15 protein-coding genes are annotated in these 15997 nt (G+C 47.8%); 11 read left to right on the top strand and 4 right to left on the bottom strand.

The features are described 5' to 3' along the window. Window positions 1-99: 99 nt before the first annotated feature. From DESLBE_RS26880 to DESLBE_RS03665, 4 genes are all read right to left on the bottom strand, one after another. The gene (locus DESLBE_RS26880; RefSeq protein ID WP_242660003.1) at window positions 100-249 is read right to left on the bottom strand and encodes a hypothetical protein; all 150 of its coding nucleotides are present in this window, start codon (window positions 247-249) and stop codon (window positions 100-102) included. A 233-nt stretch (window positions 250-482) separates the two neighbouring features. Beyond that, window positions 483-1397, bottom strand: coding sequence for a hypothetical protein (locus DESLBE_RS03675; protein WP_144675200.1), 915 nt, complete (start codon window positions 1395-1397; stop codon window positions 483-485). After that, window positions 1394-2137 carry an ATP-binding cassette domain-containing protein gene (locus DESLBE_RS03670; protein WP_005812258.1) on the bottom strand — a complete coding sequence of 248 codons (744 nt, stop codon included), beginning with the start codon at window positions 2135-2137 and terminating at the stop codon, window positions 1394-1396. The genes DESLBE_RS03675 and DESLBE_RS03670 overlap by 4 nt, the downstream gene beginning before the upstream one ends. Further along, complete coding sequence (locus DESLBE_RS03665; RefSeq protein ID WP_144675198.1) at window positions 2134-2838, bottom strand: GTP-binding protein; 705 nt, start codon at window positions 2836-2838, stop codon at window positions 2134-2136. The genes DESLBE_RS03670 and DESLBE_RS03665 overlap by 4 nt, the downstream gene beginning before the upstream one ends. Window positions 2839-3014: 176 nt before the next feature. Here DESLBE_RS03665 and DESLBE_RS03660 point away from each other — a divergent pair, with 176 nt between their 5' ends. The 11 genes from DESLBE_RS03660 to DESLBE_RS03605 all read left to right on the top strand — a co-directional run bounded on the left by DESLBE_RS03660 (window position 3015) and on the right by DESLBE_RS03605 (window position 15465). Then, a complete protein-coding gene (locus tag DESLBE_RS03660; RefSeq protein WP_018212816.1) occupies window positions 3015-3686 on the top strand; it encodes a Crp/Fnr family transcriptional regulator in 672 nt (223 codons plus the stop codon). Between the two features lie 22 nt (window positions 3687-3708). Continuing rightward, window positions 3709-4752 (top strand): ABC transporter substrate-binding protein, encoded by a 1044-nt coding sequence (locus DESLBE_RS03655; RefSeq protein WP_144675196.1) that lies wholly within the window; start codon window positions 3709-3711, stop codon window positions 4750-4752. Beyond that, window positions 4730-5506: an ABC transporter permease subunit gene (locus tag DESLBE_RS03650; protein WP_144675194.1), complete on the top strand. Its 777-nt coding sequence runs from the start codon at window positions 4730-4732 to the stop codon at window positions 5504-5506. Before DESLBE_RS03655 ends, DESLBE_RS03650 begins: the two co-directional genes overlap by 23 nt. An 8-nt stretch (window positions 5507-5514) precedes the next feature. Beyond that, window positions 5515-6087: an ATP-binding cassette domain-containing protein gene (locus DESLBE_RS03645; RefSeq protein WP_005812244.1), complete on the top strand. Its 573-nt coding sequence runs from the start codon at window positions 5515-5517 to the stop codon at window positions 6085-6087. Between the two features lie 537 nt (window positions 6088-6624). Continuing rightward, window positions 6625-7275, top strand: a complete 651-nt coding sequence (locus DESLBE_RS03635; protein ID WP_144675192.1) for a VTT domain-containing protein — start codon at window positions 6625-6627, stop codon at window positions 7273-7275. Window positions 7276-7332: 57 nt separating this feature from the next. Next, window positions 7333-9354, top strand: coding sequence for a TaqI-like C-terminal specificity domain-containing protein (locus tag DESLBE_RS03630; protein ID WP_144675190.1), 2022 nt, complete (start codon window positions 7333-7335; stop codon window positions 9352-9354). A gap of 226 nt (window positions 9355-9580) precedes the next feature. Next, window positions 9581-10267 carry a Crp/Fnr family transcriptional regulator gene (locus DESLBE_RS03625; protein WP_144675188.1) on the top strand — a complete coding sequence of 229 codons (687 nt, stop codon included), beginning with the start codon at window positions 9581-9583 and terminating at the stop codon, window positions 10265-10267. Between the two features lie 286 nt (window positions 10268-10553). Then, window positions 10554-11666: an IS110 family transposase gene (locus DESLBE_RS03620; RefSeq protein WP_144675186.1), complete on the top strand. Its 1113-nt coding sequence runs from the start codon at window positions 10554-10556 to the stop codon at window positions 11664-11666. A gap of 705 nt (window positions 11667-12371) precedes the next feature. Then, a complete protein-coding gene (locus DESLBE_RS03615) occupies window positions 12372-13880 on the top strand; it encodes a reductive dehalogenase (protein ID WP_172625365.1) in 1509 nt (502 codons plus the stop codon). Between the two features lie 17 nt (window positions 13881-13897). Next, the gene (locus DESLBE_RS03610) at window positions 13898-14197 is read left to right on the top strand and encodes a hypothetical protein (protein ID WP_015944122.1); all 300 of its coding nucleotides are present in this window, start codon (window positions 13898-13900) and stop codon (window positions 14195-14197) included. 68 nt (window positions 14198-14265) lie between these two features. Continuing rightward, window positions 14266-15465: a 4Fe-4S binding protein gene (locus DESLBE_RS03605; protein ID WP_144675182.1), complete on the top strand. Its 1200-nt coding sequence runs from the start codon at window positions 14266-14268 to the stop codon at window positions 15463-15465. Window positions 15466-15997 lie beyond the last annotated feature (532 nt).

Raw genomic sequence — 15997 nt, 5'->3', positions numbered from 1 at the left:
TTTATATTTAAATACAATGTATTATATTATATGAACGTTGTCAATAAATATTACCAATTCATTCAAAAATTTATCTACCAGAATATCACAATGACCTGGTTATTTTACAGCTTTTATTTTGTTACTCAATCGGGATACGGCTTTGGCCTTTCCTTCCAATGAACTATGACCATATATGTCTAACGTTGTGCTGGTTTTGGCATGCCCCAGGAGGCTGCTCACGTTAACAGGGTTTTCTCCGTCGTCCAGTAAAATTGTGGCTACAGTGTGCCTTAAGTCATGAATGCGGATTGAGTTGATCCGGCTGCCTTAATAATACGGCTGTGCTTTTTATTCAGATTACGTGGCTCTATAGGGGTTCCTACAATAGTTGATACTGTGTTTTGATTCTGCTTTCGAAAAAGTATATGTTTTACTGCTATAGTAGGAAAATACTAAAAGCAATACGGTGCTGAATTCAAGCATCGCTCAAGAAGCTTTAGTCAGGGTATATGGGCGGTAGGCAGCATTGCTCCGTAAAGAGCGTAGAATTCTTCCGCTGAAACTGTTTCATACCACTCCGGAGCGGGTGTGAAATAGCGGGCCCCCTCCTGACGGCTGTGACCGGTGGTGCAGGAAGGATAGAGGATCAGATCCCCGTTTTCCACATAAAAATCACACAGCTCCGGACAGAGGATTTCCGCCGCTATCCGCCGGGCAGCATCCTCCGGTATGGAGTTGCGGGCGCAGAAATAGGAGGGAATCAAGAGGGGTCCTTCCGCCGGCCGGCGGAGGAAGGAGCGTTCCCCGTCCGCCCGCAGCGCGTAAAGAGAAGGGACCAGGGCGGTAGGGCTCTGACCGAGGCGCACTTGTTGAAAGGCACCGATGGGCATATCGGAAACGGCCCCGCTCTCCAGCAAGCTTAGGGCGGCCCCTCTTCCGTAGCGGCTCCACACTGCTTTGACCAAGGTTTTTCCCGCCGAGTTATTGATCCCCCCAAAGGCCAGACCCTTGAGCTCAGACAGACGCTTGCCTGCACAATGAGAGGTGTCTTTGGTGTAATACACCAGAGGGATGGAGAGGAAGGGGAGAAGACGGGTGCCGCGCCGGACCGAATCCAACGCGGGACCTTGGCGCAACGGCAGCCATGTGGCAGCCGGGTAAAGATCTCTCTCCAGCTTTTTGAAGATGCGGCTGTCTTCGAACACCTCCAGATCGGCTGAGACGATCAGATCGGGTAAAACAGCATCGGGCCGAGCCAGGTATTCCGACATATGTTCCGGATAGCCCAGGCCGAAATAGCGCACCTCAAGAGCGATCCTTTCTTCCTTCAGGCGGGCGGTCAGCCCCTCCAGAAAGTTTTTTTCCTGGTTGTGCAGGATACACACATGGTTCCAGTACAGTAAAACGGGGGTCATATTAAATGCTCTCCTTTCCGCAAGAGGGTTTGCCGCTCCCGCTGCCGCTGATAGTCCCTGCTGAGCAGGGCAAAGAGGGTCAATTCTTCTTTCGTCCGCTCCACCACGGCGCGGACAGCCCCGCCGCCCATGACGATGCGCCGCTCCGCCATCAGGGCGGTATGGGGATCGTGAGTAACGACCAGAACCAACTTATCCTGGCGGCGCAGAAGTTCCAGGGCTTTTTCCTTGTCGATGCCGGCGTTCTCGATCTCGTCGATCAGAACCACCGGGCTGTCACAGATCAAAGCAAGGTCGGCAATCATCAGGGCCCGGGCCTGGCCTCCGCTCAGTAGATTCAAGTGCTGCTCCGGCACCACAGGCTCTGGAGTGATGCAGTTGGCCAGGTTCAATACTGCCTCCAGGCCAACTTGTTTTCCCCGGCAACGAGCGTGGAGGCTCACAAAATCCCCCACCGAGATGTCCAGCATAAAGCGCATATTCTGGCCCAGATGGGCTACCAGTCCGGCAGAGACTGCCTGGCGCTCTCTGCGGGGAACCGGCTTACCGTCCAGGAGCACCCGGCGCCCGGTGATGGAATCCCCGTCGGCCAGCTGCTCCACATCCTTAATGAGCCGGCTTTTGCCCGAACCGGTATTGCCCACAATGGTATAGATTTCACCTTTTTTGAGGATAAGAGGGTCCAGACCCTCCGCTTTTCCGGCCTTATCCCGGCCGCCAAGGATCGTGATCGTGTTCATTGTTCAGCTTCCTTAAAGTTGATTTTTCCTACCACACCCTGTTGATAGGCACTGCCGACCCGCTGCTCTCCCACACAGTAGGAGCAGACCCCGCTGGGCATGGTGTGCCGCAGCCGGTCATTCTCAAACTCTGACCCGTCTTCATGCTCCAAGAGCCATTGAGCCAGTGGGTCAGCGCCGTAACCGGTCAGGCCGTCCACCGGGAAAAGCACAGCCCTTGGATTGAGCTGCTGTACCTGCCAGGCGATGATCTCCCGCTCCGCCTGGGAGACCATATCGATTTTAGTCAGGACCACAAAATCAGCCTGGGTGAGCATGGGACCGAGTTGGGCGGGGGCCCGGCAGCTGGAGGTACAGTCCAGCACACAGCCTGCTGTCATGCCCTCTGTAGCCGGAGAACAGCGATGGCAGAGTCCGGCTGTCTCGATCAAAAGTGTATCCTTGTGTTGTTCATCCGCCCAGTTCCAGAGCTCGGGCAGGTTGGAAACCAGAAAATGATCCGGGCAGATATCCCCGCTGAGACCTGTGACACAGGGAAGCCCTATGTCCTGGTAGACTTGGGCATCTCCGGTCTGCAGGCAATCAATCTTGCAGACACAGGGTAATGCTCCCCCTGCCAGCAGGGTAGGTATCAGGGCCTTGATCACTGCGGTTTTTCCCACTGCCGAGGAACCGGAAAACAGAATGTTCTTTTTAGGCATGGCTTGGTGTTCAACTCCCCTTGCTGCAGTTTGCGTCAGCTTACCACAAGGACCGCTCTTTTGTCAGTATCAGATGAGACTGCGGACACAGATTTCTTCTCTTGACTTTGCCAAGGGGGGAGGGGTACAATATTCCCAAAAAGTTAGATTATGCTAACTAGAAGGAGTGCGTGTCCATGACAAGGCAGCAAATCCTCTCATCTATAGAAACTTCACCACTTCTGCAGGGCTGTGGCATCGATCCTGGGCTGATGTTGGTGCACCGTTATCGGGGAGGTCAGATCGTCAGCGACCGTCCCGCAGGCATTACTTCCGTGGGTTTGGTGGTTGAGGGGATCGTGGATGTCTATTCTGTAGCCCTGGACGGGCGGGACGTACAGCTTAACGCTTTGGAAGCGGGGGATTGCTTCGGCATTTGCAATCTCCTTGCCCTGGCGGAGATGGAGACGGTTCTCCGCTGCCGCACGGACACAACTCTGATTTTTATTCCCAAACAAGTGCTGGTATCCGTAATGGAGAAGGACCCGGCTTTTGCCCTGCGCTATGCCGCCCTCTGCAACCGGAAAATCCAGTTCCTGATCCGGCGCATTGAGATGCTGACCATCCAATCCTGCCGCGGCAAAGTGATCGGGTATCTTCTGTCCCAGCAAGACAAGGCAGGAAGAGTCATACCGGACTGCTCCCGGGAAGACCTGGCCCGCCGTCTGGATGTGAGCCGGGCAGCCCTTTTCCGGGAGTTGGCCTTCCTGCAATCCCAAGGCCTTTTAGCCTTGGCGGACAAGGAAATCGTGATTGTGGATCAAGCCGGTCTGGAACACATCCTGTACCAGCCTTCCGGCTCCAAATAAAACATATAGAGAGGGAGACCTTATGAAGAAACTGCTTTCTGTTCTGCTCAGTCTGGTCATGACCGGTGCATTGCTCACCGGCTGCGGTTCGCCTGCAGCCCCGGCCGCCACCCCGGCTGAGAATCCGGCTGAAACCCCGTTGGAAACCCCAGCCGCTGATCCTGTCGATGTCAAGGTATTGGCCCTTAAAGGTCCCACCGCCATGGGAATGGTGAAGTTTATGAACGATGCCGATGCCGGTACGATTACGGATAACCGGTACCAATTTTCCATCGTCGCCGCAGTGGATGAAGTCACACCCAAGCTGGTGCAGGGGGGAGCCGATATTGCCGCCGTCCCCGCTAACCTGGCCGCCGTTCTCTATAACAACACCAAAGGCGGAGTGAAGGTGCTGGCTATCAACACCCTGGGCGTCCTTTACATCGTGGAGAGCGGCAATACCGTCAGCTCTGTGGAGGATCTGCGGGGCAAGACGATCTACGCCAGCGGGAAGGGTGCCACCCCCGAGTACGCCCTCAATTATGTTCTGGCTGAGAACGGTATCGATCCGGCCAAGGATGTGACCATTGAATGGAAGAGCGAACATGCCGAGTGCGTGGCTGCTTTGGCTGCCTCTGAAAATGCCATTGCCATGCTGCCCCAGCCTTTTGTCACCACTGCCCAGACCAAAAACCAGGGGATCCGGGTTGCCCTGGATCTGACTAAAGAGTGGGATAAGATTCAAGCCGGCGGGGCGAACCCTTCTGCTCTGATCACCGGCGTGGTGGTAGCCCGGACGGAATTTATCAAGGAGCATCCGGAGGCTGTTGCTGCTTTCCTGGATCATTATAAGGACTCTGTTGATTTCGTGAACGGCAACACCGAAGATGCTGCCGCTTTGGTTGAAAAATACGCTATTGTTCCCGCTGCTGTAGCGGTGAAGGCTCTGCCCGCCTGCAATATTACCTTTGCCGAGGGGAGCGGCATGAAGGATAAGCTCTCAGGCTATCTTACCGTTCTCTTTGAGCAAAATCCCAAGTCAGTAGGAGGGACGCTGCCCGCCGATGAATTCTACTACAGCCGATAAGGGGAAGGGGAAGCCCCGGATCATCAAGGTTTGGGCCGTACTGCTTTGGGTTGCCCTGTGGCAGGCCGGCAGCATGGCTCTGGGACAGGAGGTACTGCTGGTATCCCCTGTTTCCGTTTTGCAGCGGCTGGTCGTACTGGCAGAAGTGGCCGACTTTTGGCACTCCATCGCTTTTTCCCTGGGGCGGATTGCGTCGGGATTCCTGTTGGCCACGGCGGCCGGGGTGATCCTGGCCGCACTCTCCGCCCGGTTTCAACGGATTCAGGAGCTCCTGGCTCCCGCCATGCTTACCATCAAAGCTATTCCTGTGGCCTCCTTCATTATTCTGGTTCTGATTTGGGTACCGTCCCGCAATCTATCGGTGCTGATCTCTTTTCTTATGGTTCTGCCGATCATTTATACCAACGTCTTGGACGGCATCAAAGCCACTGATCCTCAGCTTCTGGAAATGGCCCGGCTTTTTGACCTGCCCCCCGGCCGGACGATGCGCTACATCTATCTCTCTCAGGTGCTCCCATTTTTTCGCGCAGCCTGTTCCGTAACCCTGGGCCTGTGCTGGAAATCGGGCATTGCGGCGGAGGTGATCGGCATTCCCCAGGGTTCTATCGGTGAAAAGCTGTATCACGCCAAAATTTATCTGGATACCCCCGACCTGTTTGCCTGGACTTTGGTGATCGTTTTGATCAGCCTGGTTTTTGAAAAACTGTTTCTGGCTCTGGTGGATCGGGGCGTGGCCCGGCTGGAAAGGATGTGAGGCGAAGGATGGCTATTATTTTGGACAGATTGTGCAAATCCTACGGAGAGAACCTGGTGCTGAGCAACTTCTCTGCCCTGATCCCCAGGGGCAGGACGACGTGCATCATGGCCCCCTCCGGCCGGGGCAAAACCACGCTGCTGCGCATCCTGATGGGGCTGGAAGAGCCGGACAGCGGTGCGGTCAGCGGCCTTGCCGGGCTGCGGCGGAGCGCGGTTTTCCAGGAAGACCGGCTGTGCGAGAATCTGAGCCCGGTAGCCAATATTCGTCTCGTTTGCCCGCACCGGGAAAAGGGGGAGATCGTGGCGGCCATGGAGTCTGTGGGGCTGAAAGGATGCGCTTCCCAGCCCGTCCGGGAGCTTTCCGGAGGGATGCGCCGCCGGGTATCTATTCTCCGGGCTTTGCTGGCTGATTATGATATCCTCTTTTTGGATGAGCCTTTCAAGGGGCTGGACACCGGGACCAAGGCTCTGGTCATGGAGGATGCGCGGCGCAGAAGCGAGGGCAAGACGGTGCTGCTGGTGACCCATGATCCGACAGAGGCCGATGCTTTGGCTGCCTGTGAGCGGATTGGGTTTTGAATAGTTTATAATAAAGTACAGCGGATTAAATTATCAACCAGGAGTTTATTAATCAAGCGCGGATGCTTGTCACCCCATAGACATATTATATAAGTTTAAAATTTGCCTGTTTTGAAATTTATTCATCTAGATGAGTCAATTCAAAACGGGCAAATTTTTATCTTCACCTCCATAATCAGCAAAAATTAGGGGGTATCCAGCTCCGGCATAATGCGAAAAACTCGCACAGGTTTGAGGTATAATGATAGCGCCAACCTTTACCAGAGATGAACTACAATCAAAGCCGCTGGAAAAACTGATGGAGGCCTTTGGTTTCAAAACGTTTAGTCGATGGACCCATCAGTCCTATCAGGATTTTCTGCGCAATCAGGGATTGACAATCTGCTCTGAAGCTGTGATTACCGGACATAAATTCCCTATCAGCTTTATCGTGTGCCGATGATCAAGCTGCGGGAATGTTTTTATGAACTGGATTGTAGGAAGTTATTTTTTCGGATATACTTTGCAGTAATAGCTGAAAAGTAGGGAGGGCTACTTTTGTCCCGCAAAAAACTGACTTCGGCCATCGTTCTTTTATTCTCATTGGTCATCATTGGTTTGCTCTATCCCCATATCCAACATCCTGACCTTTTTCAGGATTTGATTTTGGAATTGGGATGGAAAGGGGTTCTGCTGGATTTACTGGCATTGTCTTTGCTGATGTTTTTTCCTATTATCCCTTTTGCCCTCTTGGCAGGTATTAATATTGTGATTTATGGCTGGAGTGCCGGCTTCCTGCTTTCTCTTACCGGCAGTTTGTTAGGTTCTTCTCTGGCCTTTTTTATCAGCCGGCTGCTCGGTCAGGAATGGGCTCGCCCCCATCTGAACAAGCTTGGCAAATGGGGAAAACTTTCCGATTCCAAGAACTTTTCCTTGATTATTCTGGCCCGGCTTATTTTTGTCTTGCCGGCTGCTGCAGTTAACTATGCGGCCGGCGTCTCACCGATCAGGTTTCGCTCTTTTTTTCTGGCCACCTTGATCGGAAATATTCCAATAATCCTTTGGGAATCTTGGTTTGGTCATGATTTTTGGCATTTGCTTCAATATCCCAGGCGCTTTAGTTTGGCATTGCTGACCGGGGCAGTAATTTTTGGCAGTGCCTGGCTTCTTTGGCAGTATATCGATCGCCAAGAAAAGCCGTCAACTTGAATGTTAAGGTATTAATGAAGGTAAGAGAAATATAAGGGTAATGGCAAGGTGGATAACTTGACTAGTGAAGGCTTAATCGAACTCAATGAGGTATGCGATCTTTTGTCTATATCTAAGGCTACGGCCATAAACTGGATCAAAAACAGCACTCTTAAACCCAGTGATAGCGGGGAAAAGAGAAATCTTTTTTTTAAAAAAGATATTGAGGCTTTATTATTAGAACTTAAAGACGGCAGTAATTCCAAGTTAAAGAGCCGACGCAATAAAAACTATATCAGGGGGACTTTTATACCCAGGACGTATATTCAAAATAAAAAAGGGATTGAAAATGTTGAGAATATCATTGCTCATATGAATTGTGTTGATTTACCCGAAGATTACGAGCGGGTGATATTGGCGGAATATGCATTAAAACTGCTGTTTAACCGCGGTCTCTTTTCTACGGAGTCAGGAGAATTTCCAAGGCATTGTTTACTCTCGTTCTATCTTCAATCCAAGCAGCTGTTCGGATCTTACTCCATGCTCATCGATGATCTTCTGGAGAATGTCTCGGATCTGGAAGGGCAAATTCTTCATTTGAAAACGGCATTGTCACTTCCCATGGATTACATTGAGGAGCAAGATCTATTGGGACTTTTGTATATGTCCCTGCAGAATGCAGGTGAGCGCAAATCCAGGGGCGTGTATTACACTCCTTTGGCTGTTGTGAAAGATAGCGTGGATCATCTTGAACCTTTTCTTCATGAAAAAATAAGGCTCCTCGATCCCTGCTGTGGGACGGGAAATTTTCTTATGCATGTCTATAAATACATAAAAAATTTAGACGGAATATATGGTTATGATATCAGTCCTTTAAGCGTATCCTTAACCCGCATTAATATGGCTTTAATATCCAAAACGGATAACCTGGAGGTTTTATATAAAAATTTTCTGTGTAAGGATCCTTTAGCGCGCAAATCTAATTTAGAATTTGATGTCATCATCGGCAACCCACCCTGGGGGTTTAATTATGATGCTGAAGCCCGGCAAGCACTAAAAAAAGCTTACGTTTCGGCCCGCAAGAAAACCGTCGAATCCTTTGCGGTATTTACCGAATATGCCTTAAAGACCGCAATAGACAGCGGAATTGTAAGCTTTGTTCTGCCTCAGTCACTTCTCAATGTTAAAATTCATCAGCCGCTGAGAGATTATTTAGTGGATCACGCTAAAATCAAACGCATCCGCTATTGGGACGATGCTTTTGATGGGGTGCAATGTCCGGCTATGGCCCTGACTCTTCAAAAAAAGCACCAGGGGTTTGAGATTAAAGGAATTGAGGTTGTTACCAATAGCAGAACTTTTAGGATTAACATAGATAGAGAACTGGATTTATCCAATTGGAACTTTGATTTAACCGATGATGAGATATCCTTGATCAAAAGAATTGAATCCCCTGGGAAGGTCGTTTATTTAAAAGATCACGCTGACTTTGCTTTAGGAATTGTAACCGGTGATAATAAAAGATTCCTTTCCAATATCCAATCCGACGACAGGGAAGTCATTTATAGAGGGAGCGATGTTTATAAATATCGATGTCTCCCCGGCCAAAATTTTATAAGATTTGAACCCAAGAGCTTCCAACAGATAGCGCCGATTGATCTCTACAGAGCTAAGGAGAAATTAATTTATCGCTTTATTGGCGGGAGTTTGGTTTTCGCTTACGATAATTCGCAGACACTGACTTTAAACAGTGCCAATATCGTGATACCTAAACTAGAAGGCTTAAATATCAAATATATCCTGGCTATTCTCAACTCCAGGGTTATTCAATATTATTACAGTAAGTGTTTTCGATCCGTTAAAGTGTTGCGTTCTTCGCTGGCCAGGCTGCCGATTCCCTTGGTGGATAAACAGCAGCAATCCTCAATTATTGAGAAAGTGGATAAACTATTGGCTTGCAATGTTCCTCTGCATATCTCTCCTTATTATGAAGAAATAGATGCAGCCATTAAAGCGGTCTTTGATTTATCAGATAAGGAATATGCTTTCATCAAAGCAGACCTGTCTCATAAGAATCTTTATTTGTATAACCCGAAATAAGAAAATAAAGAAAGCCTGTAGATCATTTCACAAAAATGGGTTTGCAGGCTTTTGTGCAGTTATAAAAATCCCATTCCTGGTCAGAACGGACCCGAATAAAATCGAAAATCACAAAAAAATTAGTCCTGACTAATTTTTTTGTGTCGAATCGTGTGCTAAAATAATAGTGAAAAGTAGTGCACGCTTATTCTTTGTTGGGTAGGGACAAGTTTTGGAGGGATTGCTAATGCAAGCTAATAGGAGTTATTGTATTGTGCCGGATAACTTTTATCCTGTAAGAAGCTTCCAAAAGTATGTTTCGGAGGGAGTAGTCTGTAAATACTCCAGAGGAGATACAATTGTTTTGCCCGGAGAATCGATCGAAAAAGTTATTTATGTTCATTCGGGAAAAGTGAGCCTTTATTTCCTTGAAGAAAAGAAAGAAAAATTAATGTATTATGCCCGACGCCATTGTGTGATTAACCGATTATTTGCATTTGAAATGGCCGCCCTCAGCCATATTGTCGCAGAAGAAGACAGTGAAGTCTGCTTTTTTTCGGAAAGACAGCTTTTTGAAATTTTTAAACAAGATGAAGAAGCACATCGAGAGTTTCTCAAAAATTTTACCAGTAAATGCGGATTCTTCATGAATGTCTCCAAGGAAATGGATATTTACAGTCCGACTTCCCGGGTCTTAAGGTTTATCGACGAGTTATGCACAACACAAGGCAAGCTCGTGAATTATGGCTATGAAATCGATCTTAAATTGACCCAGAAGACGATTTCCGAAATAACAGGAGTTCATCCTGTTACGGTATGTAAAATTTTAGGATGGTTAAAAGAAGAAGGCGTTTTACGGAAGACCTCTAAGAAAATCTTGATCTACGATTTGCCGAAGCTTAAAAAACTCATTAATCATAGTATAAATTGCTGAATAAAAGATGTTTTGTGTTCCTCTTAAAGCGATAAGTTAAAAAAGATAATCCTCTGTTGAAGGGGGATTATCTTTTTTGCACTTTCAGTAAGCATAACGACCTTGCAGACTTTCCTCCAGCATAAGTGCAACCAGCGACTTCGCTTTTTATGAGAAAAAATATAAAACTCAGCGAAGCAACAAGTTATCATGAACGAGGCACCCCTTTCGTAAATCGTAGGTTGTTTTGGTACAAACTAGTATGGCCGAACCAAAACAGAGCTACATACGAAAGGGGAGCCATACTATGAAGGATGCCACAAAATACGTAGGATTAGACGTTTCAAAAGAAAAGATTGCTGTCGCTCTTGCTGACGAAGGTCGTGGAGCACCGCGTTATTGGGGAGTTGTTCTTAATACACCTGAAGCCGTAAGAACACTTTTTAAGAAACTAGGCGACTCCTCACAACTCAAGGTGTGCTATGAGGCTGGTCCAACGGGTTATTGGCTGTATCGTTTGCTGGTAAGTATGGACATTGAATGTGTTGTTGTGGCCCCGTCACTCATTCCAAAACGACCCGGGGAACGGGTCAAGACGGACCGTCGTGATGCCTTGCGTTTAGCCCAGCTTTTGCGTGCCGGAGAGTTGACCTCTGTTTATGTTCCAACTGAAGAGGATGAAGCGCTTCGTGACTTAGTCCGGGCTCGGGAAGATGCTAAAGAGGATCAACTCAGAGCAAGGCATCGCCTCACCAAGTTTCTTATGCGCAATAACATCACTTCTCCAGAGAACGTCAGAAATTGGTCTGCAGCGCATCGTAAGTGGCTTAATCGTTTAGAATGGAGTAATGCAGCCCTTCGTGTGGTCTTTCAGGAATACCTCCACCATCTCAACGAGATAGAGCAACGTTTACAACGGATAGAACAGGAAATGCATCATCAAGCCCTGTATAGCCCTAAAGCCCCTATCATTCAAGGATTACAATCACTACGGGGAGTAGCAGAGATTACAGCGATAGGGTTAGTGGCTGAAGTGTGTTCCTTTACTAGATTTGAAGGTGCTCGATCCATGATGAGCTATACCGGGCTGGTTCCCAGCGAATATTCCAGTGGAGAAAGACGGAGACAGGGGGCGATCACCAAGGCAGGAAATACCCATGTTCGCCGATTGCTGGTCGAGGCTGCTTGGAGTTACCGATATCAACCGGCACTCAAAGGGAATCTTCTCAAAAGACAGGAAGGACTCCCCCCTCAGGTTCAAGCTATGGCATGGAAGGCTCAACATCGTTTGCATGGTAAATACTCTAAACTTATGGCCAAGGGCAAACCTCCCGGCAAAGTCGTCTCAGCAGTGGCCCGTGAATTAGCAGGCTTTGTTTGGGCCATTGCCAATGAACTGGAGAAAGAGACCGTGTCTTAAGATTCAACGATAACGAATAAAGAACACCCAGTTGAAGGTAGGGCCCGAAGGCAAACGTGAAAATCCGTAAAGGAGAACCCACGATTCGCACATGTGCTAAGATGTCATTGACGTTTGAATGCACGACACAAGTTCGTGGCTTAGCTCCCCCGACGGAGAGATTTAATGTGGATAGCCAAACCCACGAATATCAGACTGCTCACCGTCGATGTTTTGTTTGCCTTCGTGCCGTGTCTTTAAAAGGAGAGTGTAATAGGTTGGGGCTTTGCCCCAAGAGTTTATTCTCCTACAACGTTTCAAATTCAAGAGGGAACCGGGGGTAATCCAGTTCCCCGTTGTAGCAGAACCCAATCATGGCGCTCGGGTTGCTCTCCAGCATTGCCCTATCCTCCATGATTGGAAAGAGCCATAGTTAGTCTTTCCAAGATAAAACCAAAAGATTTTAAAGAGGCACACTTGACAGCCTCGTTCATATCAGTGCGAAAGCAGTGCTTTCGGGGTTTTCTTTATCATTCTATTTATTGCTTGAAACCATAAATTTTTCAAATCTTAAGTATAGCTAATATTCAAATTTCAAAAATCAGTATACTGGATGATAAAGCATGGAAATAAGTCTAAAGCCAGAACTTAATGTTTGAAGGGAGGTCAGGAGAGTTTAAAGAACTTCTCAAACTAAAAACAATTAAAATTAAAGGAGAAGAAGATATGGATCGAAGAGAATTTTTTAAGCTCGTAGGGGTAGCGGCGGCGGCGACAGGTGCTGCTTCTGCTGGGATTACCGGCTATCTGAACGCGATTGACCCAGCTGCCAAGACGGGTTGGGAGAAGGAAGCTTACGACCCGGAGAAAGGACGGTTTGACCGCACCCCATTTGAAATTGATCACATGCCGTTCAATAAGGTAGGGACGCCGAAACGCGTAGAGAAGTACGCAGATACCATGCTTCGTCGTACTAACCTTAGCAGGGCTTTTGACGTACCGGAAGGCATGCCCTTCGAAGATTATCTTAAAACCGCAGTAGATGTAAACGATCTGACGAAGACGCCTTTAAGTATTCTTAAAGATAAGGATCTGGTGGCATTCTATCAGGGTGTCCTTGACCGTGAAGGCTGGAACTTTTTTGTGGAAGATTTGAGATATTTCCTGGAGGTCATGCCATTCTACAAAAGGATCAATATGGAGGCATCCTTCGATATTGCTTTAGCCAGCGCTTACGTTAACGCCCATATGTATAGTCAGGGTTTACACGTTTCCAGAGTTGCTGCCAAGGACAGCGATTTTCAGGGCGTATCCGAAAAAAGATATGAGATCAAAGATCCCAAAGAAATGAGCAGGCTGATTAAAAAAATTGGAGCCTTATTTGGCTCACCCCTTGTGCGCATTGTCAAGCTCAATCCCGAATGGAGTTATGAACACGCACCCGGAGATGGCCGTGGATATAAATACGGGGAACCGGTCGATATCCCGGAACATTGGCAGTATGGCATTATTATGGGTATACCTCTTTCGTGGGAGACCCGGGAAGGCGCCCCTTCTTTTTTTCACACCTTTGAAGGTTATGGTAATGCCAGTATGCACTGCGCCAGAATGGCGGAGTTTGTGAAAAAGCTCGGTTATCCCGCCAGGGAAAACTCCCCCCACGCGCGTTATGAGTACATTATGCCGCCGCATATGGTGGCTGCTGGAATAGGCGAGCAGGGACGGTTAGGCGTCGTCGTCACGCCAGAGTTCGGGCCGAATTTCCGTCCCAGTATGGTTGTGACGAACATGCCTTTAGAGCCCGACAAGCCGATCGACGTCGGGATACGAAAATTCTGCATGAATTGTAAAATCTGCGCTGATCAGTGCCCAAGCGGTTCTATTTCCTTCGACGGGCCCAAGGAAATTAATGGCCGCGGATATGACGGATGGCAGATCAATGCCTCTACCTGCCATAATTTCTGGATGTCGGTTCCCAACGGAGGCTGCCGTGTTTGTCTTGCGGTATGTCCGTTTTCTAAAGAATCCAACTGGCTGCACACCACTGCCAGAGATATTGCAGTACGCGACCGCACCGGCATCACCGCTTCCACTCTGACCTGGATGGAAAAGGCTTTCTATGGGGTGAACACGCCGGAACATTATCATTATAAGGAGGGAACGCGTCAATTTGATTACCTCGTTGGCGAGAAGCCGTGGTTCTTTGAATCCAAAGATTTCTTAAAAGAAAATTAGGGCGAGGAGGCAAAGGTATGTTTGAATTTATTATTAACGGTTTGGTCTTAGTCAGCCTTCTGACAGTAATTTATGCCCTGTTCAATTATCTAAAAGAAAAGGGTGAAAAATTTGCTTGGTGGAAATGGACGCTCTCCATTTTCTGGAGCATTGCGTTTCTACTGGTTTTCGGCTTTATCGGAACAACGATCGGTGAGGGGGAACCAGGGGCGACCCTGCGTGGCGGTGCAGCATTATTGGCCCTGCTCGTGATCAGCGGTGTTGTATTGTACCGGCTCTTCTTTAGCGGGGCAAAAAACAAAGTCAGCGTTGAGTAGCCTGTCGGGCAAAACGTTAAGGGATTATGATACTATCGATGTTAACCCTCGCGGAGGTATTTAGGGGAATGCGAAAAAAGTGGATTATCACAGGGATGGCCGTACTCTTGTTGCTGGGGGGCTATATCTATGGCATTAGCCAGCAGAAAATGGATGAGGAAATAAGAGTTGGTCTGTATAAACAATTGCTTCCGGAAGCAGCAAAATTTGAGCCGTTGACAGACCGAACGGCTCAAGCTTTTGATGGGGCGGGTGAGCTTGTCGCCTATATTGGCTTGAGTTCCCATACGGGCTATGGCGGTCCGATGCTGGTAGGGACCATTGTGGACTCTTCCGGTAAATTGAGAGAACCGGTCATTTTGGAGAACAATGAAACTCCCTCTTTTCTGATGCGGCTGGCGGCCAGCGGGTACTACTACAAACAATATAATGACTTACCCGTTAACAGTGTCCTGATGTTAAAGCAGGACCTGGATGCCGTATCCGGGGCCACTTTGTCCAGCCGCGCCGTCAGTGACAGCGTAAGGGAGACCGCGCACAGCATAGCCCGTGAGGTGTTTCACCTGAATCCGGAACAGCCGGTGATCGAATGGGAATTTGGTACTAAAGAGATTGTGACAATTTTACTGTTTGCAATGAGTTTTGTTATTTACAAAGTCAAGAAACTTCAAAGGTATCGTTTGCTATTTTTAGGAGTCAGTACGCTCATTCTCGGGTTTTGGCTAAACAGGACGCTGTCTGTGGTCCAGTTCTCTTCGCTGTTTTTAGGGTATTTGCCTTCGCCCAAAATAAACTTATTATTTTATATTGTTTTGGCGGGGGTTGTCATACCGATTCTTTTCACTGGTAAAAACTTGTACTGCACCTATGTCTGTCCGTTTTGTGGACTGCAAGAGGCCGCGCATAGAATAAGCGGTAAAAACATACCGCTGGGAAAAGCGCGCATTTGGCTGGTCAGATTACGCAATCTGTTATTATTTGCGGTTCTGTTGGGAGCGGTGATAACCACCAAGGCCAATGCGATAACTTATGAGCCGTTTGGTGTCGCCTTTGGACTGGACTTAAAAGCGCAGAAGCACTTGTGGTATATCCTGTTTGCTGCACTTATATCGGCATTTTTCTTCCGAAGATTATGGTGCGTAGGATTTTGTCCGGTGGGTGCTTTTTTGGATATACTTCGGGATTTGGTCATAGCTGTTCAAAAGAAATGTTATAAAATAAAAGAAGATGTATTTGGCAAAAGCATGACAAAAAATGTCGAAAACTAAGAGCATGCCGGAACATTATCGATTGCAAAAACTCCTGTAAAAGGAGTTTTTTGCCTATGTGCTCAGATACAGCTCACAGAGGTGATGGGCAACGCATGAAAGTGATAAGAGTTGAACGGGCCGGAAAGAAGGTCGTCTGTGAGGCTTGAAGTCTGTATTAAATAAATTGTATTTAATAAGATATAATATTTAAATAAAAGGTAGTTGAATTGCAAAGATTGAGAGTTATAATGAAAATTTTGGAACAAAAACGGTTGAAAAAGCAGTTGAAAAAACAGCAAAATAAGGAAATAAAAATAAGGCTTTTTTTAGATTGACACTTTGCCGTCAGTATGATAATATAATCAAGCGCTCAGGGATGCGAAAGATTTTTTCGAGGATTAAAGGACTGAGAACGGGCGCAAAATGAACCCTGGTCTTTGAAAACTAAACAACAAGGAACAGCCAATGACTCGTCAAATGAGAGTAAGAAATTTGAGCAATCAAAGTTCTTCATAAATTTTATGGAGAGTTTGATCCTGGCTCAGGACGA

Origin of the sequence: Desulfitobacterium sp. LBE (assembly GCF_007830365.1) — a bacterium.
Classification (GTDB): Bacteria; Bacillota; Desulfitobacteriia; order Desulfitobacteriales; family Desulfitobacteriaceae; genus Desulfitobacterium; species Desulfitobacterium hafniense.
Note: the sequence above shows the minus strand (reverse complement) of the source record. Positions and strands in the feature narration are given on the sequence as shown.

Coding starts and splice junctions, on each gene's coding strand:
- DESLBE_RS03675 (WP_144675200.1), bottom strand. CDS start 1,397: ATGACCCCCGTTTTACTGTACTGGAACCATGTGTGTATCCTGCACAAC.
- DESLBE_RS03670 (WP_005812258.1), bottom strand. CDS start 2,137: ATGAACACGATCACGATCCTTGGCGGCCGGGATAAGGCCGGAAAAGCG.
- DESLBE_RS03665 (WP_144675198.1), bottom strand. CDS start 2,838: ATGCCTAAAAAGAACATTCTGTTTTCCGGTTCCTCGGCAGTGGGAAAA.
- DESLBE_RS03660 (WP_018212816.1), top strand. CDS start 3,015: ATGACAAGGCAGCAAATCCTCTCATCTATAGAAACTTCACCACTTCTG.
- DESLBE_RS03655 (WP_144675196.1), top strand. CDS start 3,709: ATGAAGAAACTGCTTTCTGTTCTGCTCAGTCTGGTCATGACCGGTGCA.
- DESLBE_RS03650 (WP_144675194.1), top strand. CDS start 4,730: ATGAATTCTACTACAGCCGATAAGGGGAAGGGGAAGCCCCGGATCATC.
- DESLBE_RS03645 (WP_005812244.1), top strand. CDS start 5,515: ATGGCTATTATTTTGGACAGATTGTGCAAATCCTACGGAGAGAACCTG.
- DESLBE_RS03625 (WP_144675188.1), top strand. CDS start 9,581: ATGCAAGCTAATAGGAGTTATTGTATTGTGCCGGATAACTTTTATCCT.
- DESLBE_RS03620 (WP_144675186.1), top strand. CDS start 10,554: ATGAAGGATGCCACAAAATACGTAGGATTAGACGTTTCAAAAGAAAAG.
- DESLBE_RS03615 (WP_172625365.1), top strand. CDS start 12,372: ATGGATCGAAGAGAATTTTTTAAGCTCGTAGGGGTAGCGGCGGCGGCG.
- DESLBE_RS03610 (WP_015944122.1), top strand. CDS start 13,898: ATGTTTGAATTTATTATTAACGGTTTGGTCTTAGTCAGCCTTCTGACA.
- DESLBE_RS03605 (WP_144675182.1), top strand. CDS start 14,266: ATGCGAAAAAAGTGGATTATCACAGGGATGGCCGTACTCTTGTTGCTG.